19 protein-coding genes and 1 tRNA gene are annotated in these 21449 nt (G+C 68.2%); 6 read left to right on the forward strand and 14 right to left on the reverse strand.

The window, feature by feature from the left end; genetic code table 11:
• Positions 1-2: 2 nt before the first annotated feature.
• The 3 genes from ACYVKL_RS13305 to ACYVKL_RS13315 form a co-directional block, all read right to left on the reverse strand.
• Positions 3-344, reverse strand: a complete 342-nt coding sequence (locus ACYVKL_RS13305; RefSeq protein ID WP_379162831.1) for a YciI family protein — start codon at positions 342-344, stop codon at positions 3-5.
• Complete coding sequence (locus ACYVKL_RS13310; protein WP_213559851.1) at positions 341-940, reverse strand: dihydrofolate reductase family protein; 600 nt, start codon at positions 938-940, stop codon at positions 341-343. Before ACYVKL_RS13310 ends, ACYVKL_RS13305 begins: the two co-directional genes overlap by 4 nt.
• A gap of 90 nt (positions 941-1030) precedes the next feature.
• Positions 1031-2404: a cutinase family protein gene (locus ACYVKL_RS13315; protein WP_379162834.1), complete on the reverse strand. Its 1374-nt coding sequence runs from the start codon at positions 2402-2404 to the stop codon at positions 1031-1033.
• Between the two features lie 283 nt (positions 2405-2687).
• On the opposite strand from ACYVKL_RS13315, the gene ACYVKL_RS13320 reads away from it, so the two are divergent.
• Positions 2688-3239: an anthrone oxygenase family protein gene (locus tag ACYVKL_RS13320; RefSeq protein ID WP_379162837.1), complete on the forward strand. Its 552-nt coding sequence runs from the start codon at positions 2688-2690 to the stop codon at positions 3237-3239.
• Positions 3240-3272: 33 nt separating this feature from the next.
• Here the strand turns inward: ACYVKL_RS13320 and ACYVKL_RS13325 are convergent, their stop codons facing one another.
• The 5 genes from ACYVKL_RS13325 to ACYVKL_RS13345 form a co-directional block, all read right to left on the reverse strand.
• Positions 3273-4034, reverse strand: a complete 762-nt coding sequence (locus tag ACYVKL_RS13325) for a lysophospholipid acyltransferase family protein (protein ID WP_379162840.1) — start codon at positions 4032-4034, stop codon at positions 3273-3275.
• Positions 4035-4076: 42 nt separating this feature from the next.
• The gene (locus tag ACYVKL_RS13330) at positions 4077-4658 is read right to left on the reverse strand and encodes a hypothetical protein (protein WP_379162843.1); all 582 of its coding nucleotides are present in this window, start codon (positions 4656-4658) and stop codon (positions 4077-4079) included.
• A gap of 209 nt (positions 4659-4867) precedes the next feature.
• Positions 4868-4999 carry a hypothetical protein gene (locus tag ACYVKL_RS13335; RefSeq protein ID WP_379162845.1) on the reverse strand — a complete coding sequence of 44 codons (132 nt, stop codon included), beginning with the start codon at positions 4997-4999 and terminating at the stop codon, positions 4868-4870.
• Positions 4999-5940, reverse strand: coding sequence for an alpha/beta fold hydrolase (locus tag ACYVKL_RS13340; RefSeq protein ID WP_379162847.1), 942 nt, complete (start codon positions 5938-5940; stop codon positions 4999-5001). Before ACYVKL_RS13340 ends, ACYVKL_RS13335 begins: the two co-directional genes overlap by 1 nt.
• Positions 5940-6344: an SRPBCC family protein gene (locus tag ACYVKL_RS13345; RefSeq protein ID WP_379162850.1), complete on the reverse strand. Its 405-nt coding sequence runs from the start codon at positions 6342-6344 to the stop codon at positions 5940-5942. The genes ACYVKL_RS13340 and ACYVKL_RS13345 overlap by 1 nt, the downstream gene beginning before the upstream one ends.
• Before the next feature lie 152 nt (positions 6345-6496).
• Here ACYVKL_RS13345 and ACYVKL_RS13350 point away from each other — a divergent pair, with 152 nt between their 5' ends.
• The gene (locus ACYVKL_RS13350; protein ID WP_379162853.1) at positions 6497-9211 is read left to right on the forward strand and encodes an ATP-binding protein; all 2715 of its coding nucleotides are present in this window, start codon (positions 6497-6499) and stop codon (positions 9209-9211) included.
• A gap of 87 nt (positions 9212-9298) precedes the next feature.
• Positions 9299-10339, forward strand: coding sequence for an alpha/beta fold hydrolase (locus ACYVKL_RS13355; RefSeq protein ID WP_379162855.1), 1041 nt, complete (start codon positions 9299-9301; stop codon positions 10337-10339).
• A gap of 54 nt (positions 10340-10393) precedes the next feature.
• Here ACYVKL_RS13355 and ACYVKL_RS13360 read toward each other — a convergent pair whose 3' ends face one another.
• The 5 genes from ACYVKL_RS13360 to ACYVKL_RS13380 all read right to left on the reverse strand — a co-directional run bounded on the left by ACYVKL_RS13360 (position 10394) and on the right by ACYVKL_RS13380 (position 16585).
• Entirely contained in the window at positions 10394-11989 is a 1596-nt protein-coding gene (locus ACYVKL_RS13360) for an ABC-F family ATP-binding cassette domain-containing protein (protein WP_379162858.1), read from the reverse strand.
• Between the two features lie 211 nt (positions 11990-12200).
• Positions 12201-13643 (reverse strand): aldehyde dehydrogenase, encoded by a 1443-nt coding sequence (locus tag ACYVKL_RS13365; RefSeq protein WP_379162861.1) that lies wholly within the window; start codon positions 13641-13643, stop codon positions 12201-12203.
• 132 nt (positions 13644-13775) lie between these two features.
• Positions 13776-15233 carry a dihydrolipoyl dehydrogenase family protein gene (locus ACYVKL_RS13370; RefSeq protein ID WP_379162864.1) on the reverse strand — a complete coding sequence of 486 codons (1458 nt, stop codon included), beginning with the start codon at positions 15231-15233 and terminating at the stop codon, positions 13776-13778.
• Positions 15234-15256: 23 nt separating this feature from the next.
• Complete coding sequence (locus ACYVKL_RS13375) at positions 15257-15703, reverse strand: VOC family protein (protein WP_379162867.1); 447 nt, start codon at positions 15701-15703, stop codon at positions 15257-15259.
• Between the two features lie 33 nt (positions 15704-15736).
• The gene (locus ACYVKL_RS13380) at positions 15737-16585 is read right to left on the reverse strand and encodes an alpha/beta fold hydrolase (RefSeq protein WP_379162870.1); all 849 of its coding nucleotides are present in this window, start codon (positions 16583-16585) and stop codon (positions 15737-15739) included.
• 186 nt (positions 16586-16771) lie between these two features.
• On the opposite strand from ACYVKL_RS13380, the gene ACYVKL_RS13385 reads away from it, so the two are divergent.
• Positions 16772-18322 (forward strand): GMC family oxidoreductase, encoded by a 1551-nt coding sequence (locus ACYVKL_RS13385; RefSeq protein ID WP_379162873.1) that lies wholly within the window; start codon positions 16772-16774, stop codon positions 18320-18322.
• 114 nt (positions 18323-18436) lie between these two features.
• Positions 18437-20062 (forward strand): tannase/feruloyl esterase family alpha/beta hydrolase, encoded by a 1626-nt coding sequence (locus ACYVKL_RS13390; RefSeq protein ID WP_379162876.1) that lies wholly within the window; start codon positions 18437-18439, stop codon positions 20060-20062.
• Between the two features lie 239 nt (positions 20063-20301).
• Here ACYVKL_RS13390 and ACYVKL_RS13395 read toward each other — a convergent pair.
• A tRNA-Met gene (locus tag ACYVKL_RS13395) sits at positions 20302-20375 on the reverse strand.
• A 159-nt stretch (positions 20376-20534) separates the two neighbouring features.
• Between ACYVKL_RS13395 and ACYVKL_RS13400 the strand changes: the two genes are divergently transcribed.
• Positions 20535-21449 (forward strand): helix-turn-helix domain-containing protein, encoded by a 915-nt coding sequence (locus ACYVKL_RS13400; RefSeq protein WP_379162879.1) that lies wholly within the window; start codon positions 20535-20537, stop codon positions 21447-21449.

Consider the following 21449-nt stretch of genomic DNA (forward strand, 5'->3'; position numbering starts at 1 on the left):
GATCAGCGCTCCTGCACGGGCCGCACTTCGATCGGCAGCGCGACGACCTGGGCGAGCCGTCCCGCCCACTCCAGCGCGGCGTCGAGATCTTCCGCCCGGATCACGGTGAACCCGCCGATCTGTTCCTTGCCCTCCGCGAAGGGCCCGTCGGTGACCAGCACCTCCGATCCGGTGGCCCGCAGCACGGTGGCGGTGCTGGGCGGATACAGCCCGGCCGCGAACACCCACGCCCCGGCCGCCCGCATCTCGTCGTTGAGCGTCTCCAGGTCGCGCATGATCTCGTCCAGATTGTCCGGCGGATCGCCTTCGGCGGGCTGGTAGATGCTGAGCAGGTACTGCTTCACCGCGACTCCTCTCCCATCGGCCGATAGGTGGCGATCACGACGCCGGTCGTCGTGGTGACGCTCTCGGTCAGTCGCAACGCGCCCAGGTCCACACCGTCGAAGAGCCGCTGTCCGGTGCCCAGCGTCAGCGGATGGATCTGCAGCAGGTACTCGTCGATCATGCCCGCGGGCATCAGCGATCGCAGCAGATCGCCGCTGCCGAGCACGACGAGGTCCAGCTCGGGTCGCTCGAGCTGGAGTTTCCCCACCGCGCTGACCGCGTCGCCGGAGAGCAGGGTCGAGTGCTGCCACGGCAGCGGTTCGGCCAGGGTGTGCGACGCGACGAACTTCTCGGTCCTGTCCAGGACCTCCGTGAACGGGTTGTCGGTCCGCTGCGGCCACACCCCGTAGAAGTCCTCGTAGGTGCGCCGCCCGAACAGCAATCCCCCGCCGAACGCCGCCATGTGCGCCCCGACGACCCGCCCCTGCTCGGGGTCCGCGTAGGGCTGCGCCCAGCCGCCCCGGGTGAACCCGCCCCGGGTGTCCTCGTCCGCCCGCCCCGGCGCCTGCATGACGCCGTCGAGGGTGAGGCTGACAACCGCGATGATCCTGCCCACGATCACTCCTTCCGCAGTGCCCGGTCCGATACCGGGCTCACCCTCTACACGAACGGGTGATCGCGAATACGACAGTGCGGGGCGGCGACCTTACGAGGCGGCCTGGGATCCGAGGAAGTTCAGCAGCAGCTGGGTGTCGTCGCCGTAGTCGACGTGGGCCTTGGAGGCGTAGAAGGTGGCCATGTCGACGCCTTGGCGGGTCAGCTCCAGCAGGTCGTTGAGGCTGTCGGGGTTGCCGAAGCTGAGCAGGGTCTGGGTGGCGGCGCGGATGTCGCGGCGGATGGCGGTGGTGAAGGGGCCGACGACGGCGCCGGCGAGGTCGAGACCCGCCGAGGTGAGCGACACCAGTTCGACGCCCGCGCCGACCTTGTCGCCGCGGTTGATGGATTCGATCGTGCGCCACAGGGTTTCCTGGACATGGCCGGCGACTTCGGCGATGTGCAGGACGTCGATCTGGGTCAGGGCATCGGCGAGGACGCTGGCGGCGGCGGTCCAGCCCGACGGGTCGACGCCGGCGGCCGCGCGGATCACCTCGGCGACCAGCGGCAGATCGACGCCGGCCGCGGCCTGGACGATCGGGGCCAGGGCGACGTTCACATCGGTCGCGATCTGGTGTGCGGCAGTGATATTGCCCGACTCGACCAGGCTCTGCAGGCCGGAGATGCCGGAGAGCACGGTGGGGAAGTTCGCCGCTGTAGCGGCCCAGCCCGCGCCCACCTTCACGGCCTGCGCGAGCAGGGTGGTGGGATCGGTGCCCGGCGGGATGATGGCGGCGATGGCCGCGGGATTGCCGATGACGACCTGGCCGAGCGCGGCCAGGAACGGCGACATCGAGGCATTGAGCGAGCAGTACAGGTCACCGTCGGCGCAGACGGTGCGCACCCGGTCGGCGAGCGCGCCGAAACCCTGGCCGCGGGTGCCGGCGATGCCGTGGCCCGGCTGCGGAGTACCCAGCGAGAGCGTGGTTTTCGGGTCGCGGTGCGGATCGGCCACCAGCCCGACGCCCACCACCCGGTCGGGGCTGATCGGGCCCTCACCATTGCCGATCTCGGTGGCGAAGTCGCCGACGCCGTCCGCGCCCTGGCTGTATCCGGCGAGCAGGACGCGCGTGGTGGCGCACAGGCCGCTCACCATCTGACGCAGGCGGGATTCCAGGGTGCCCAGCGACTGCGCGTAGGTCAGGCCCTGGTCGAAGGCACTGGCGGCGTAATTGGCGTAGAGCACGGTGATGTCGTCGCCGAACTGCCGTTGCAGGCCGTCGCCGATGGGCCGCAGCAAACCGACCGGCACGGTCGGGTCGGCATCGGATCGGGTCTCCCAGGTGCCGGGCGCGAGGATCGCGGTGTACGGGGTACACGACTGTGCGGCAGGCGTTTCCGCCCGCGCGGCGCCGATCCCCGGGGTCCCGACCGTGACGGCCGCGGTGACCAAGATCGCCGCGCACGAGGTCGCCAGCCTGCTCATTGTTCCGATTCCTCTGCCGCCGAAGGGTTCCCGTTCCCGCGCGGCGAGGGCCAGATTCGCAGCACAGTCACAGCTATTCTCGCGGTTCACCGCCGGTTTCGCACGTTTTTCAGACACATAATCGTTTCAGTTACCCCGACTTCGGATCATGCGGTCTCGCTATCAATCACATCAGCTAATCAGGCCATGCGTAATTCCCCGTTGATCGATTCCACGGGCCCGCCGAGGCTGAACAGGTCGATACCGATGACGGAGTCGATACCGATGACGGGAGTGAACGACCATGACACACAGCGGACTACTGGCCGAGGACGTACTGGACGCGCACCGAGCGCCCCCGACGCTCGGAGCCGTGTCACTGATCATCGCCACCGTGACGACCGGCCTGCTGGCCGGCGTGTTCTACGCCTACGCGTGCTCGGTGATGATCGGCCTGGGCAAATTCGACGACAAGACCTTCGTCGAGGTGATGAACAAGATCAACGTGGTCATCGTCAACCCGGTCTTCATGCTGAGCTTCCTGGGCTCCCTTGCCTTCTCGATCCTGGCGGGCGTGTTCTACCTCCGCTCGGACCTACGCCCGGTCCTGATCTGGATCGCGGTGGCGGCGGCACTCAACCTGTTGAGCCTGATCATCACCTCGGGCTTCAACGTCCCCCTCAACAACAACCTCGCCACCGCCACCGACGCCCAGGGCCTCGTCGACTTCGCCGCCCTGCGCAAGGACTTCGAAACCCCTTGGCTGACAGGAAATATCGCCCGCGCCCTCGCCAACACCGGCGCCCTCACCGCCCTGTGCTGGGCCCTGGTCCAGCACGGCCGCCTCAGCCGCTGACGCCCGCGCACAGTGCCGCCGCCTGAGCGGCGCTCAGTAGGCTGCGACCGCTCCGTCGAGCGCGGCCTGTAGTTCGTCGCGTGCCACGCTCGTGATGTCGGCGGGTTGTGCCGGCAGTTCGCCGACCGGCATCCCGAAGTAGAAGCTGGCCGACAGGACATCCGCCTTGCCGAGTTCGGCGGCGGGATCCGGCCGGGGGCCGTAACTGAGTCCGAGGCTGACCAGCACCGGGTCGGCACCGAGTTCGCGAGCGCGACAGGCGATGTGCCCGATGCCGCCACCGAGATCGAGCACCCGCGTGTGGTCGACAGTGTTGCAGGTGCCCTCGGGGAACAATGCGATGCTGTCGCCACGCGCCATGACTACCGCGCAGGTGTCGATCAACCGCTCCGAAGCGGCGTTGACCGAGGAGCTCTCATGGTCCTTGCTGCGGAAGACCGGCATGCCGCCCATCATGTCGAGTGTGCTCCGCAGTTTGGGATCGGCGAACACCTCATGCTTGGCCAGCACCCTGGTGTGTCCGATGACCGGCCGCAATGGACTGCGCCATGCCGCCGCGCTCACCGTGTAGGGGTCCCGCTCCGACAGGTGATTGATGCTGATGATCAGTGGCCGGCCTGCGGAGATGAAGTCCCGCAACCCTTTCCGCGCCCCCGCCGCGAAGCCCACCCGCGGCTTGAAGCGGCGCCCGAGCAACCAGTACGCCGCCTTCGCCTTCACCAGGTTCTGCCGATGATCGCGGTAATAGTCGTACACGGCGTCACAGTTTTCGAGGGTGACCTCGGGCGGCTCCATATCAACAGCGTATCCCTAGCAAATTTCCGCCGATCGAAGCAGTCAGAAGAGCTGCTGCTGATCGGCCGCGATGAGGAAGCCGTGGCCACCGCTGTCGCAGCGGACGCCGGCCGTTGTGGAGGTGCAGGCGGTGCCTCGGACGATGAGGGTCTGGCCGTACTCGAGGACCTTGCCGCCGCCTTTGCTGCCACCGTTGAGGGGCGGGCCGACGTAGATGCCCTGACTCGTGCACAGGAACTTCGCCGTGCCTTCGACGATCTGCACCGCCACCGCGCGATCGGGCCGCGTTCCGCAGCCCGGCAATGCTGCGGGCACGACCGAGGCGTGCTCCAATTGGCAACCCATCCCCAAGGTGTGGGCAGGGGTGAACGCGCACATGATGTTCCCGGTCGGCGATTGGAAGTAGTAGAACTCCTGCTGCTGGAAGTCCCGCGCATCCACATTCGCGGCATCACGGTCGGGCAGGGTGGTCACCGGCGTTCCCGTCGTCGCGCCACCCGCGGCCGCGCTACTCGTCGTCACGCTCGAGGAAGCGGCGCCCCCGCCCTGCGCGGTGTCGTCATTGCAGCCCGCGACCACACCTACCGCCGCGACGGCCGCCACGGCCAGTACCCATGCCCGCATGCGATTCCCCCAATTCCTCCAGTGCCCCAATCCATCACCGATATCGAACCAACCGACGACAACGTTGCAGAATCCGTTGCCGATCCACACGAGAACTGCCCCGGAACCAGTGGTTCCGGGGCCGCTTCGTAGTAGCGGGGACAGGGGCACGCAACCGTGACACCGATACACCCGGCGGCCGAGGGCTGCGATAGGGGTGCCCTGTGGCGCTAGCTCATGAGCTCCCGTGCGGACGGTCCACGACCGTGCAGCAGGGCGGTCTCCGACCAGATCAGCATCGCGATCGGGCCACAGACGAAAAGCTCTGCGATCGGGGGGCGTTCGGGATATTGACGCTTCATCACATGAGCCTTTCGAGACTTCCACCGCTCGGCGAGGGCAGCGATGGTGTGGAGAGGACGAAGTTCCGGACCGCGTCGGTGAAGCGCTCGGGCTCTTCCAGATGCCCCAGGTGGCCACTGTTTTCCAGGATCACCAGTCGCGAACCGGGGATCAGGTCGTGCAGTTCCTGACCCCAGCGCGGTCCGCAGATGACGTCGAAGCGGCCCACGAGGACCAACGCCGGGACGGTCACCTTCGGCAGATCGGCGCGATCGTCGATGAGTTCGGGGGAACCGATCGCGTCGAGCCCCGAGATATAGTTGGCGCGCACCGCATCTCGTACCGGGGCCCAGCGCAGTTCGTTGCCCCAGTAGTCGGCGAAGTACGACGGCAGCACGCCGCGGGCGACGGCGAGGGTCTGCGCGTCGGTCGAAATATCCTGCATCGCACCGAAAGCCGCGAGTACGTCGGACAGTCCGGGGCGATCGGCGTGCGCGGCGGCGAACTCCTGGAGCCGCCGGGTGGCCTCCGCGCCGTGTTCGGGTCCGGTCACCGGTGCGCCCTCGTACAGGATGATGCCCGCGAGCCCGGCCGGGCGATGGATCGCGTGATGGGCGGCGACGAACGCACCGTGCGAGTGGCCGAGCAGATACACCTTCGGCACACCGAGATGGTCGATGATCTGTTGCAGCGCAATGCTGTAGCGCTCGCGGGTGTAGCCGTTGGGATGGGTCGGCAGCCGGCCGGACTCGCCGGTGCCGAGCGCCTCGACGTACACCATGGTCAGGTGTTCTTCGAGCTCGGGCATGCGCAGGTATTCCCAGTGGATACCCGGTCCGCCCGGATGCGCCAGGCAGACCGGTCCACTGCCGGATACGTGGTAGCGCTGGGTGATGCCGTCGGAGTCGAAGGCGTGCGCGCCGGGTGCGAGCGCCGCGACGAGCTGGTTCGACCCGGACATCACGCGGCGCGCAGCGGAGTAGCGAAGGACTTGCGCAGCGTGGACGGCCCGACCAACGGCAGCAACGCCGCCAGGATCTTGCCCTTGAACGCCTGCGGGGTGCGGGTCAGCTCCACATCGACCCGGCAGCCGGGCAGGTCCGGCGTGATCGTGAAGACCCAGCCGCCGCCCGCGCCGAACAGCTTGGAATCCAGCGTGGTGACGGTGACGGTGTCTCCGGCCGGATCCCAGTCGTAGCGGGCGCGTTCCCAGGCGGCGGCGGTGCCCTCGGTGACCTCGGCCCAGTTCTCGCCGCGGGCGTGGACGACGAAGTGTTCGGCATCGATGCTCGGCCATGCGTCGGGCCGGGTGGGTCCGAAGTCGGTGAGCACGTGCATGACCTCGGCGGGAGACAGAGTGGACATCAGGTGAAATCGAACGGTAGCCATGGAAATACCTTCGCCGCCGGTGGCCGGCCGCCGAATCTGTCAGATGACGCTGTCTTGACGTAATCCTGTTTCGGTAGGGTCTCGACCGGGCCCGATACCGTTTCGAGCCCAGAGGAGGACTCCGCGCGATGCCGTTGTTCGGACGCGACACCGAACTGAAAGACCTGTCCGCGCTCGTGGACGGCCCCGGCGACCGCAGCGGCATCCTGATCGAGGGCGAACCCGGCATCGGGAAATCGACGCTCGTCGAGCAGACCACCGCCGCCGCGGCCGGTGCGGGGCTGCGGGTACTGCGGACCGCCGGGGTGGAAGCCGAGAGCAATCTGGCCTTCGCCGGACTGCAGCGGCTCCTGTACCCGCTGCGGCGCGAGTTCGACGCCCTGCCATCGCGCCAGTTCGACGCGCTGGCAACCGCTTTGGGCATGTCGGACAGCACCGACGAGCCGAGCATCCATCTGGTCGGCCTCGCCGCCCTGACCCTGCTGGCCGACTCGGCGACCGACCGCGCCGTGCTGGTGGTCGCCGAGGACGTGCACTGGCTCGATCTCGCCAGCGCCGAGGTGCTCGCATTCGTCGCGCGCCGCATCGACTCCGAACCTGTTGCGCTGCTGGCCACTGTGCGTGACGCCACCACGTCCCCGCTACGCGACGCGGGACTGACCGTCATGCGGCTCGGTCCGCTGCCCGAGGACGACGCGAACGCGCTGCTCGACACCATCGCACCGGGCATACCCGCGCAGCTGCGCCGGCGAGTGCTCACCGAGTCCCACGGAAACCCGCTGGCGCTGACCGAGCTGCCCGCGGCCACAGCAGATCTCACCGACAACGCCCCGGCACTGCCCTTGACCGAGCGTCTGGAGCAGGCGTTCTCGGCACGCGGCTCCACACTGCCCGGGCCGACCCGGTCGGCATTGCTCGTCGCCGCCCTCAACGACGGCGACTCGACCATCGAAATACTCACTGCCACAGGAATTCTCCTGGGCGATGCGGTGTCGTCCGAAGTGCTCGCGCCCGCCGTGGCGGCCCGGCTGATCGGCATCGGTTCAGGCACGGTGACTTTCCGCCATCCGCTGGTTCGGTCCGCCCTGGTGGCGGCGGCGACGGCCGAGCAGCGCCGACGCGCGCACCAGGCACTCGCCGAAACGCTCGAACCGTTGCCGGATCGCCAGGTGTGGCATCGGGCGGCGGGTACGTCGGGCGCCGACGAAGACGTGGCCACGGCACTCGAGGACGCGGCCGAACGGTCCCGGCACCGCGGCGGCGCGATCGCGGCGCTGGAACGGGCCGCGGCCCTGAGCTCCACCCCCGTCCGCCGCGCGGATCGCCTGCTGCGCGCGGCCGAGCTGGCCGTCGACTCCGGTCACCGCGAGACGGTCGAACGACTGGTCGACGCCGCGCGTATGCTCCCGCTCACGGCCGAGCAGGAGGCCACCGCGAAGTGGGTGCTCAGCGGGTTCGAGGACGGCATGCGCGACAGTCCCGCGCACATCGGTGAACTGGCGGCGCTGGCGGCCGCCGTCGCAACCGATGGATTTCCCGATGCCGGACTACGGATCCTGTGGGCCGCGGCCTCACGGTGCTTCTGGTCCGAACCCGGGCCCGATATCCGGCGCGCGGTACTCGCCGTCGCCGATACCTTCGGCATTCCCGACGGCGATCCGCGCAAGCTCGCGATCGACTCGATCGTGGCCCCGTTCGAACGCGGCGAGGAGGTCCTCGGCCACCTGCGGGTGCTGGCCACGAGCACGGGGCGGGATACCGAAACCGATCACTTCCTCAGCAGCGCGGCCTACCAGGTCGGCGCTTTCGACCTGGCATCGCACTTTGCCGGTGCGGCCGCGCCCGGCTTCCGTGCCGCCGGGCAGCTGGGGCTGCTGACGCGGGCACTGGCGATCCAGGCATGGAGCCTGGCCCGAGTCGGTGACCTCGCCGCCGCCACCCCGATCGCGGCAGAGGCGGCCGCTTTCGCCCTCGAGACCGGGCAGCCCTTCATGCATGCGACCGTCATTACGGTGCAGGCCGAGATCGCGGCGCTGCGCGGGGATTACGCGCAGGCCACGGCGCTCACCACGGAGGCCGAACGGGCCGGACTCACCGCCGGCGCGCGGCCCGTGCTGGCGACCGTACAGCTCACCCGGGCGCTCATCGCCTTCGGGGAGGGCCGATTCGACGACGCCTTCGCCGATCTGGCCCGCATCCACAATCCGCGCGACCCGGCGTATTCGCCCGCGCTGCGAGTCTGCTTCCTCACCGAACTCGCCGAGGCCGCGGTCCGCTGCGGGCGCGGCGACGTCATGGTGGAACTGCTGCGCGAACTGGAGCCGGTGACGGCGTCCACCTCGTCGCCCGCCCTGCACATCGGAATGCGTTACGCCCGAGCGGTGCTCGCCGGTGATACGGCCGCGGAGCTGTTCAACGAAGCGCTGGAGGCGGATCTCACCGGTCGGCCCGCCGAACGCGGCCGCCTGCACCTGGCCTACGGCGAATGGCTGCGGCGGCAGCGGCGGGTGGTGGAATCCCGCACCCATTTGCGCACGGCCCGAGAGATTTTCGATGCCCTCGGCTTCACCGCATGGAGTGAGCGGGCTCGGCTGGAACTGCGCAGCGCGGGAGAATCCAGCCCGAATCGCGACCCGGACGCCCGGGAGCGGCTCACCCCGCACGAACTGAGCATCGCGCAACTGGCGGCGCAGGGGCTGACCAACCGGGAGATCGGGCAGCGGCTGTACCTGTCGCATCGGACCGTCAGCACCCACCTGCACCGCATCTTCCCGAAGCTCGGGATCAGTTCACGTGGGGATCTCGCGGCGCTGCTGCCCACTTTGGAGGAAACAGCCGGTTGATCGACCGGCTGCCGACCCGGCCGAGCGACACCGATTACGTCATCCGACGCACGCGGCGGCAGCGGTGCGCTGCCTAGCGTCAATGGCATGAACATCAACCGACGCGGACTGTTCGCCGGAGTGCTGGCGGCGGGCGTGGCCGCGGCTTCCCTCACCGCCTGCTCCACGGACTCCGCCGGCGCACCCGCGAACAGCACGCCCGGCGCGGCACTACGAGCGGGATCGGGAGACAACACCAGCCTCGGCCCCATCAAGAAGATCGACGCCGGCGTCCTCTCGGTCGCCTACGCCGAATTCGGCCCCGCCACCGGGCAACCCGTGATCCTGCTGCACGGCTGGCCTTACGACGCGTACAGCTACGCCGATGTCGCCCCGCTGCTGGCCGCATCCGGCTACCGGGTACTGGTCCCGTTCCTGCGCGGCTACGGCCAGACCACCTTCCTGTCCGCGCAGACCGCCCGCAACGGGCAGCAGTCGGCCATCGCGCGCGACATCGTCGATTTCATGGACGCCCTGCACATCGACAAGGCCGTGCTTGGTGGATTCGACTGGGGCGCACGCACGGTCGACATCATCGCCGCACTGTGGCCGCAGCGGGTCAAGGCCATGGTCGCGGTGAGCGGATACATCATCACCCAGCAGGCGGCCCAGCAGCAGCCACTGCCGCCCGAGGCCGAACTGGGCTGGTGGTACCAGTACTACTTCGCCACCGAACGCGGCCGCCTCGGCTACGACCGGAATCGGCACGACTTCAACAAGTTGATCTGGAAGCGCGCCTCCCCGGCCTGGAATTTCGACGACGCCACCTACGACCGCAGCGCCGCCGCCTTCGACAATCCCGACCAGGTCGACATCGTCATCTCCAACTACCGGTGGCGCCTGAGCCTGGCCCCGGGCGAACCGCAATACGACGCCTACGAGCAGCAGCTCGCCACCGGACCGGCAATCTCGGTGCCCGCCATCACGATCGGCAGCGACTTCGACGGAGCCGCCAAGGACGGGAGGGGCTACCGCGCCAAGTTCACCGGGAAGTACGAACACCGTGTGCTCGACGGCATCGGGCACAACGTCCCGCAGGAAGCGCCGCACCCGTTCGCCCAGGCGATCATCGACGCCGACCACCTCTGAACATTGCGCAGACCGCCGGGCCCGGCCGCACAGCCGGGTCCGGCGGTTCGCTGTCTAGAGGGAGTCGCGTTGCTGAATGCCGCCGTCGGTACCGAGTTCGAGAACCATCTCGATGCCGATTCTGCGCAGGAACGGATAGTCATGGCTGACGACGAGTATCGCGCCGCGATAGTCGGCCAGGGCCTCGACCAGCTGGTCCACGCTGGCGATGTCGAGATTGTTGGTCGGCTCGTCGAGGATCAGAAATTGCGCCGGCGGATCGGCGAACAACAAGCGCGCCAGGGAGACTCGGAAACGCTCACCGCCCGACAGTGTCGAGACCGGCCGTTCGACGCCGCTGCCGCGCAACAGGAGCCTGGCCAGATGATTGCGGATCGTGCCCGGCGCGGTAGCGGCGGCCACCGCGTGGACATTCTCGAGCGCACCGGCCTGCTCGTCCAGCCCGTCCAGACGTTGCGGCAGATATCCGACCCGATCGGTGAACACCGTGCCGCGCTCCGGATCGCGACCGCTGATCAGGTTCTCGATCAAGGTCGACTTTCCCGTACCGTTGCGCCCCACCAGGGCGACCCGCTCCGGGCCCTGGATGATGATGGCCCGGTCACCGTCGCGCAGTTCCGCGATCCGGCGGCTGCGCGGCACCCCGGGATCGGGCAGTTCGAGACGAATGTGCTCCTCCCTGCGAACCCGGCTCGCCGCGGCGTTCGAAGCCTCCTGGGCAGCAATCACTTTCGCGTCGAGTGTGGTACGCAAAGCGCCCGCGGAATCCTGTGCGCTACTGGCACGGTTGCCCGCGAGGATGCGCGGTATGCCGCCGTCCCGCTGGGTAGCACGTGCGGTGCGCTCCCGCCGGGCCAGCTTCGTCTCGGCCTCGATGCGCTGCCGTTTCTCGACCTTCAAGGCCAGCTCGGCGGTGCGGGCCGCTTGCACGGCCGCCGCTTGTTCCTCCTCGAGGTGCTGCTTCCAGACGCTGTAGGGTCCGCCGAACACCTCCAGCCTTCCACCGTGGAGTTCCGCGGTGGAATCCATATGCTCGAGCAACTCGAGGTCGTGACTCACCACGACCAGGGTGCCCGGCCACCCGGCCACGAATTCGGCCAGCTTGGCACGGGTTTCGCGGTCGAGATTATTGGTCGGCTCATCGAGCAGAGTGATCGGCGTCCGCCGGATGCGCAGCCCGGTGATCGCGACCAGCACGGCTTCGCCACCCGAGATCTCTCCCACCTTCCGGTCGAGATCGGCCGCACCGAAACCGATGTCGTGCAGCGCTTCCTCGGCGCGGGCCTCGATGTCCCAGTCGTCACCGATCGTCTCGAAGTGCACCTCCCCCGTCGCACCGGATTCGATCGCGCGCAGGGCCGAGAGTTTGCCTGCGATACCGAGCAATTCGGCAATGGTGGCGTCGCGGCCCAGCGTGAGCGTCTGCGGTAGATATCCCACCTCTCCGGTGGTTTCGATACGTCCTGATGTCGGCCTGAGGATGCCGCCGATCAATCGCAGCAAGGTCGATTTGCCGGAGCCGTTGCGCCCCACCAGACCGGTGCGCCCGGTGGTCAGGGTCCCATTGAGCCGGGAGAGCGCGACGGTTCCGTCGGGCCATTCGAAGGACAGGTTTTTCAGGGTGATCGCTGATTGCATGGATGTGGACATGGGTCGTCGACTCTTTCCTGCTCGCGAACGAGCGGGCCGCGTGATTTCCAGAGATTGCGGAAGCAGACGAAGGCAGAAGGCGCCGAAATGCCTCGGGCTGTTTTTCGAAACAGGTCACCGAGAGAAATGTGCGAGGAGAGCGCCGCCTTCGACTGGGCGGCTAGAGTCTGTCGACTTCCTCGATGAGCACGCGACCACCCTACCAGCGGTGTCAGACGGTGATCGTCTGGTATTCGGTGTACTGGCCCAGGCCGACGGCCCCGTATTCCCGGCCGATCCCGCTGGCCTTGAATCCGCCGAAGGGACCGTCGAATCCGACCGGCGCACCATTGATGGTGACCGTGCCGGTCCGGATGCGCCGGGCGACGGCCACGGCCGCGTCCTCGTCCGCCGACCACACGCCGCCGGAGAGCCCGTATTCGGAGTCATTGGCGATGCGTATCGCATCGTCGACGTCGTCGTAGGCGATGACGACCAGGACCGGACCGAAGATCTCCTCCCGCGCGATGCGCATGTCCGGCGTCACGTCGGCGAAAACCGTTGGTGTGACGTAGAAGCCGTCCGGCACGCCGGGCGGCAGCTGCGAGCCGCCGCAGACCAGGCGCGCGCCTTCGGCGATGCCGACCTCGATATAGTCGCGGACCCGCTGTTGCTGATCACCGCGGACCATGGGTCCGACGAAGGTCTCCGGGTCGCGCGGATCACCGACCGCCAAGGACTCGACCAACGCCGCCAGCGCCGCGACGATTTCCTCGTAGCGGGAGTTCGGGGCGAGGATCCGCGTCTGGGCAATGCACGACTCCCCGTTGTTCAGCAGCGAACCGAACTTCAGGCCGTTCATGACCGCGGTCAGATCGGCGTCGGGCAGGATCACCGCCGCCGATTTGCCACCCAGTTCGAGGCTGACCCGTTTGAGCTGCTCACCCGCGACCGTCGCGATTCGGCGACCGGCATCGGTCGAGCCGGTGAACGCGATCTTGTCCACCAGCGGATGAGAGATCAGGTGCTCGCTCGTCTCCCGTTCCGCGGGCAGCACACTGATCACCCCGTCCGGCAGGCCGATGCGATCCACCAGCTCGGCCAGCACGCCCATGCTCAGCGAGTTCTCCGGAGATACCTTCAGCACCACCGAGTTTCCGGTGAGCAGGGCGGGCAGGATCTTCGATGTCGCGGAGGAGAAGGGCGAGTTCCATGGGATCACCGCCGCCACCACGCCGACCGGCTCGCGCCGTACCACGCTGCGCACCCGCGTATCCGGGTCCGACGGCGTGAGGGTGCGCTCCCAGTCGAAATTCTCGGCGGCCACGAGATAGGCGTTCGCCTGCCGGGTCAGACCGGCCTGACCGGCCTTGGTGAACCAGGCGGCGGAACCGTTCTCGGCGGTGATGAGCTCGGCGATCCGGTCGGCCTGTTCCTCGCGCAGCTCATTGAACCGGCGCAGCAGCGCGATCCGCTCGGCGGGTGCGGTGTCGCGCCACACCCGGCTTTCGAAGGCCGCGTGCGCTGCCGCCACCGCGCGATCCACGTCCGCGGGTTGCGCCTGCGCAGCTCGGCCGATGAGCGATCGATCGTGTGGCGAGAGGATCTCCAGCAGAGCCGGTTCGCTGGGTTGGGTCCACGAACCGCCGACGTAGAGCCGGTCGTAGGTGATCATTCGTTTTCTCCGCCTCCGAGCTGAAATGTGGTCGTCGTCATAGCTCCGACGCTAGGGACCGCCGAGCCCGGGCGGCGAGCGTCGGATGACGTAATCTCCGACGGTCATACGACGCTCGTCCGGGCGGCCCAACTAGGATTTCGCACGCTGATCCCGATAGGTCTCGAGCAGCCGCAACCACACCTCACTGATGGTCGGGAACGAGGGCACCGCGTGCCAGAGCCGGTCCAGGGTGATCTCGCCGGTGATGGCGATGGTGGCGGAATGCAGCAGTTCGGCCACGCCCGCACCGACGAAAGTGGCCCCCACGATCACCCCGCGCTCGGGATCGATGAGGATGCGCGCGCGGCCCCGATAGTCCGGATCATGCTGGAGCGCACCGGCGACCCGGCCGATGTCGTAGTCGACGATATCGACCGTGCGGCCCGCCCGCGCCGCGTCCTCGGTGGTGAGGCCGACGGCGGCGATCTCCGGATCGGTGAAGATGACCTGCGGGACGGCGACCAGATCAGCGGTGCCGGTGTGCCGTCCCCACGGGGACGTGTCGAGCTCCCCACCGGACGCTCGGTCGGCGATGACCGCACCCGCGATCCGCGCCTGGTACTTGCCCTGATGGGTGAGCAGCGCCCGGCGATTGACATCGCCTACGGCATAAAGCCATTCGCCCTCGACCGCGGTCACCGTGAAGGTGTCATCGGTGGTGAGCCACTCCCCCGAGGCCACACCGACTGTGTCCAGGCCGATGTCATCGGTGCGCGGTGCGCGTCCGGTCGCGAGCAGCAGTTCGTCGACGACGATCCGGGCCCCGTCGTCCAGGCTCAGGTGCACGCTGTCATCGGGTCCACCCGCTCGTTCGGCGGTCGCAATGCCCGAGCCGAAGCGCACTTCGACGCCCGCCGCCCGGAGCCGTTCGGCCACCAGGTCCGCGGCGAAGGGTTCGACGCGGGTGAGCAGCCGCGGCTCCCGGGCGATGAGGACGACCTCGGAGCCGAGAGCCCGCCAGGCCGTGGCCATTTCGACCGCGACCACCCCGGCGCCCAGGATGGCGAGCCGGCGCGGCACGTCCGAGGCGCTGGTGGCCTCCCGACTGGTCCATGGCCGCAATGTGTCCAGGCCCGGCAGCGGCGGCAATGCCGCGCGAGTACCGGTGCAGACCGCGACCGCGTGCCGGGCGCGCAAGCGCACGGCGCCACCGTCGGGCGTCTCGACCGTCACCTGCCGGACTCCGTCGAGTCGCCCGTGGCCGCGAATGAGTGCGATGCCGGCGGATTCGAGCCATTCGACCTGGCCCTGGTCGTTCCAGTCGCCGACCATGCGGTCGCGGTGTTTCAAAACCGCTCGGGCATCGAGCGATCCGGTGACGGCGTTCGCGACACCCGGGAATCGCGCGGCCTCGGCGTACAGCAGAGCGGGCCGCAGCAGCGCCTTGCTGGGTTCGCAAGCCCAGTACGAGCATTCGCCGCCGACCAGTTCGGATTCGACGATGACGGTGCTGAGTCCGGCGGCGCTGGTGCGGTCGGCGACATTCTCGCCGACCGGCCCGGCCCCCAGGACGATGACGTCGTAGGTCTGGATGTTCTCGTCAGACATGATGTGCTTTCGGGGCTTCGGGGTCAGCGGCCGGGCGCGCGCTGAGTGATTTCCTGCAGGAACCAGCCGTTGCCATCCGGATCGTGGAAGGCGGCGAAAGAACCGTAACTGCGACGCTCCGGATGTGCGCCGGCGACGCGGTCGATGGTTCCGGCGTGGTGGAAGACGCCGCTCGCGTCTCGGAACGGTCCGTCCACGACGACACCGTGTTCGGTGAGTTCGGCGACGGCCTGCTCGATGTCGCTGACGATGAGATGCAGGCCATCCAGCGAACCGGGCGCGGCGGCGGTGACTCCGGTTCCGAAGATGAGGGAGCATGCGGAGCCGGGCGGGGTCACCTGGATCACACGGTAGCCGTCGTCCACCGTGAAGTCGGCGTCGAGGCGGAATCCGAGTTGATCGGCATAGAACGCCTTGGCTCGGTCGACGTCCGCGACGGGCAGCACGACGACTTCCAGTTTCATATCCATGATCGTGTTCTCCTGTGATGGTCGGGTTTCGGGTCAGTGCGCGGCCGCGGCGGCCTGCTCGATCACCTCGGCGACCACATCCGGATGCGAAACGGCGACCGAATGCGAGGCGTCGACCTCGGTGACCTTCGCGTGCGCGCGGTCGGCCATGAACCGCTGCGCCTCGACCGGAATGTTCAGGTCCTTGGTGGTGACGATGTCCCAGCTGGGCTTCTCGGTCCAGGCGGCGACCGTGGCCTTCTCCTCGAGCGCGGACTGCGCGATCGGCCGCTGCGACGCGGCGGCGAGGGCGGCGCGATCCACGGGAACATCGGCCGCGAACTGGGCGCGGAACTTGTCCTGCTGGATGTAGAGGTCGGTGCCGGTGCTTCCGTCGGCAGTGGTGAACGGCACCGGATTCAAGGTGCCGGGAAGCGTCGAGCCGGGGTACTTGCCGGTCAGTTCGAGTGCGGTCTCGCCGGGCGCGGGCAGGAACGCGGCCACGTAGACGAGCCCCTTGACCTTGTCGTTTCCGGCAGCGGCCGCGCTGATGACGGAGCCGCCGTAGGAATGCCCGACCAGAATGACGGGCCCGTCGATGTGGCTGATCACGCTGCGCAGCGCGGCAGCGTCACTCGCGGGACCGCGCAGCGGGTTGGCCGCCGCCACCACGGGATACCGGTCCTTGCTCAGCTTGGCGATCACATCGTTCCAGCTGGATCCGTCGGCGAACGCGCCGTGCTCCAGCACGATGGTCGGTCGCGGCGCGTCCTCGTCGGGACCGGCATGGGTGACGGTGTTCGCGGTGCAGGCGACGGCGAGGCCGAGGCCCGCGACACCGGCCACGAGTGCGGCGGCGGCCCGGGTGGCGCGACACCTACGACCATATCCATTGTCGACCATGGGATTTCGTCCTTCCAGCAGGTGGGTTCGAGCGGTGCGATACCACTGTCGCCGCCGGAGCCCGGGTCGCACATCCGTCAGGTGACGGTGGCGTCGACGTACGTGCTCGCCGGGCGACGACCTACGTCGCGATCAGCGTCGGCTGACGGATGCGGGGGTCAGCGGCCCGCCGCAAGGGTGGAATCCATGAACACGTTGTCCATGAACACGGTGTCTATGAACTACATGCCTTCCTCTGATGCCTACGACTTCGTCATCGTCGGTGGCGGTAGCGCGGGCTGCGTGCTCGCCGCCCGGCTCACCGAGGACGAGAACCTGCGGGTGCTGCTACTGGAGGCCGGGGATGCGGTGTTGCCCGATGCGGTCGCGCATCCCCCGTCCTGGCCGACGCTCGCCAACTCACCGGCCGGATGGGGCGACCACACTGTGCCACAGGTATTTTCGGGCACACCGGTGCCGCTGCCGCGTGGCAAGGGACTGGGCGGCTCGTCGGCCATCAATGCCATGGTGTTCGCGCGCGGTCATCACACCTCGTACGACGGCTGGAATGTCCACGGCGCCGAGGGCTGGACCTACGACGATCTGCTGCCCTACTTCCAGCGCACCGAGACCGCCGTGAGCGGCGCGCCCGGCCGCGGCGCCGGCGGTCCCCTGACCGTCGGCCCGGCCACCGAACCCAATGAGATCCTGCGCGCCTGCCTGGCCGGCGCGATCGAAGTCGGATTCCCGCGCGCGACCGACATCAGCGGCGGACTCGAGGACGGTTTCGCCCCGGTTGACCTCAATATCGTTGCCGGACAACGGCAGAGCGCCGCCGATGCCTACCTCAGGCCCGCGCTGGGACGACCGAACCTCCGCGTCATCACCGGCGCGCTCGCCCAGCGGCTGCTCCTCGAAGGTCAGCACTGCACCGGGGTCGAATACCGGGCGGCCGGTGAAATCCACCGCGCCACCGCCACTTCTGAAGTCGTCCTGACCGCGGGGACCATCGGCAGCGCACAACTGTTGCTGTGCTCGGGCATCGGACCGGAATCCGTACTGCGGGACGCGGGCGTAGCGGTGGCACACCCGTTGGCCGGGGTGGGCCGCAATCTCCACGACCATCCCCGCATCAACCTGGTGCACAGTTCCCGGCGGCTGGTGCCGACGCCGCGGGCGAATCACGGCGAGGTCATCGGCCTGCTGCGCAGCGATCCCGACCTGACGGGGCCGGATGTGCAGGTCATCTTCATCGATATCCCGCTGCCCAATCCCGTTGCGGCGGTGCCGAACGGCTTCACCATCGGGGTCTCACCGATGCTTCCCGCGAGCCGAGGTTCCTTGTGCATCACCTCGGCGGACCCCGCCGCACCGCCGGTCCTCGACCCCGGATACTTCACGGAGGCAGCCGATGTCGCGGTAGTCGTGGCGGGCATCGAAGCCGCCCGCGAGATCGCGGGTTCGGCGGCGCTCGCCGGATGGGGCGTCACCGAAATCGCGCCTGGGCTCGACGTCACCGATGAAACGGCGCTCGGCGACTACGCCCGACGGAATTTCGGCTCCTACTGCCACCCGGTCGGCACCTGTGCCATGGGTGAGGACGAATCGTCCGTCGTGGATTCCGAACTGCGGGTGCGCGGCTTGACCGGGCTGCGGATCGCCGACGGCTCGGTCATACCGGCGATTCCGTCGGCCAATACGAACGCGACGGTCTACGCCATCGCCGAACGCGCCGCAGATCTGCTGCGGCGGTCCTAGTACGGACGAGGTCAACGGCGTGCACCCGAATTACGTCGGCCGAGCGTCATCTGACTGATGTGTCGGTGGTGGCACGCCGGACACAGTGGGTGCAATTCCAACTGAGGAGAGATCTTGAAACGACGAGTACTGGCACTCGCGACCGCCGGTGTCACGGTGGCAGGCGCCGCCGCAATCTACGCACTGGTGGACCGGTCGGACGATTCCCCCACCACTCCGGCGAACGCGAACGCGTTCAACTGCAATACATTTCAGATACCCGCACCGGCCGGCGCCACCGTGGAGTCCCTGACCGCGACCACGGTCCCCGCGGGAACGTTCCAGGTCCCCGGGACCCCGCCGCTGGGCGGCTACCCCGTGCCCGATGTCCCCGCGCACTGCGAAGTGACGGTCACGCTGACCCACCCCGGCGCGAACGACCATGCCAAGCTGCAGGTTTGGCTGCCGGAGTCCGGCTGGAACGGCCGATTCCAGGCGGTCGGCGGCGCCGCCTACGCCGCCGGGAACATCGGCAGCGTGGCCACGGCCGTCAAGCAGGGCTACGCGACCGGAACCACTGACGCCGGGGTGGATACCACCGGTCTGGACAGCAGCTGGGCACTGAATTCGAGCGGTCGGATCAACACCGCGCTTTTGGAGAACTTTGCCTCCCGCTCGGTGCACGAGCTGGCCGTCGTGGGCAAGCAGGTCGTCAACGAGGTCTACGGCCATGCCGCGTCCTACACCTACTGGAACGGCTGCTCCACCGGCGGACGACAGGGCTACATGGAGGCCACGAAGTACCCGACCGACTTCGATGGCATCAATGCCGATGCCCCGGCCATCAACTGGAATCAGTTCGAGGTCGCCACACTCTGGCCGCAGGTGGTGACGAAGGAGGCGCACACCTACCCGACCGCGTGCGAGTTCAACGCGTTCAATCAGGCCGCGGTCAAGGCCTGCGACCCGCAGGACGGCGTTGCCGACGGTCTGATCAGTGACCCGGGCCGATGCAACTTCAACCCGCGCAGCCTGATCGGCACCAAGGTCGTGTGCGACGGAAAGGAGCGCACGATCAGCGAGGCCGACGCCGAAGTGGTCCGCAAGATCTGGGACGGTCCACGGGACGGCAACGGCCGCCGGCTCTGGTACGGCCTGCCGATCGGCGCCGACTTCAGCAACCTGACGGCCAGTACCACCGGCCCCGACGGCGTCACCGTGGGCTCGCCGTTCCCCGTCCCCGCCCAGTGGGTCGCCACGTTCGTGGAGAAGCAGCCCGCCTTCGACACCGCGAACCTCACCTACGCGCAGTTCGATCAGATCTTCCAGCAGGCCCGCTCCGAGTTCGACTCGATCATCGGCACCGCCGACCCGAACCTGTCGGCGTTCCGCGACGCCGGCGGCAAGATCATCACCTGGCAGGGCGACGCCGACCAGCTGATCCCCACCGCGGGCACCATCGACTATCGCAACCGGGTGGACGCGCTGATGGGCGGCACCGCCAAGGTCGACGATTTCTACCGCGTCTTCCTGGCACCGGGCGTCGCGCACTGTGCCCTCACCGGCAGCAACGACCTGACCGCCCTGACGGAGTGGGTCGAGCACGGCCAGGCGCCGGATGTCCTGCGGGCCGACCTGACCACCGCCACCGGCCAGACGGTCGCACGCGACATCTGCCGTCTCCCGTTCGTCTCCCGCTACAACGGCGACGGCGACCCGACGTCCGCGGCCAGCTTCCGCTGCGTCGCACCCTCGTCCTGACGGCTGGGCCCGCCCTCGCACAGGGGCGGGCCCGACCCCAGGTGAGTTTCACTGTGCGTGAACGACAGTGGTGTTCACGGGCCTGCTGATGTGGTTCATGCATCTGCTCCCGGGCATCTCCCCCAGCGCGGCATGCGGACCGGGTACGTCGACCGGACCTGGACAGACCGGCAGCATCTCCGATGGCCTGCCGAAACGAAAATGGCCCGGAACCAGAAGGTTCCGGGCTACTTCGTTAGTAGCGGGGACAGGATTTGAACCTGCGACCTCTGGGTTATGAGCCCAGCGAGCTACCGAGCTGCTCCACCCCGCGTCGGGTGAACACAACACTACACAGCTGGCGCCTACAGGCAAAATCGCTGGCCGGAGCCAGGGTTCGGGGACCGCGCGGCGGCGGGTGCAGGCGGGCAAGATCAACTGAGTCTTGACTCTCGTGAATCGAAATGATTCGATCTGAATCATCATGTTTCCAGTGAATCAACCGGCAGCGGACGCGACAGCGCCGAACGTGGCGATGGCCGCGAATTCGGCTGTGCGCCAGTCACGCCCGCGCCAGCAGTTGGCTGCGGAGCTGCGCCGGTTGCGGGACATGGCGGGAATCTCGGGGCGGGAGTTGGCCAAACGGGTGGGGATCAGCCAGTCGACGCTGTCCCGGATCGAGGCCGGGCGGATGGTTCCGCCGCTGCCGCAGGTGCTCGACTGGGCGAAAGCGGTTGGGGCCGACGCGGATTGCGAGGAAGCGCTGCGCGCGCTCACCGAGGCGGCGCACACACCCGAGGTGCACGACTGGGCGGCGTCACTGGCGGAGCGGCCGCATTTGCAGGACGACGTACGGGCATTCGAGGAGGACGCACAGATCGTGCGGAACTTCCAGCCCGCGCTGGTGCCAGGTCTGCTCCAGACCGCCGACTACGCCCGCCGGGTGTTCGCCACCTTCGATCCACCCTATGCGCCCGACGCGCTGGCCGCGGCGCTCGCCGCGCGTCTGGATCGCCAGCGGGTGCTGTACGACCCGGCGAAGCGATTCGAGTTCCTGATAACCGAAGCGGCCCTGCGCTTTCGGCCCGGACCACATCGCGTGCTGCTCGCCCAGCTGGACCGGATCATCTCGATCGAGACCCTCGAAACCGTCGCCGTCGGGGTGATTCCGCAGGACGTCGAGGCGAGCACCACGATCCCGCACGGCTTCGTCATCTACGAGAACGAGGACCACGCGCTCGCCTCCGCGGAACCGATCCCCGGAAGCTTGGTCACGCGCGGACCCGAACTCGTCGAGGCTCACCGCCGCCGTTGGGTGGCTTTGAGTCGAATGGCCTTACACGACAACGATGCCCGCAGATTTCTCGCCGAGATTCGGGACGAAATCCACCGCATCGCAACCCATTGA

The organism is Nocardia tengchongensis (genome assembly GCF_054781395.1).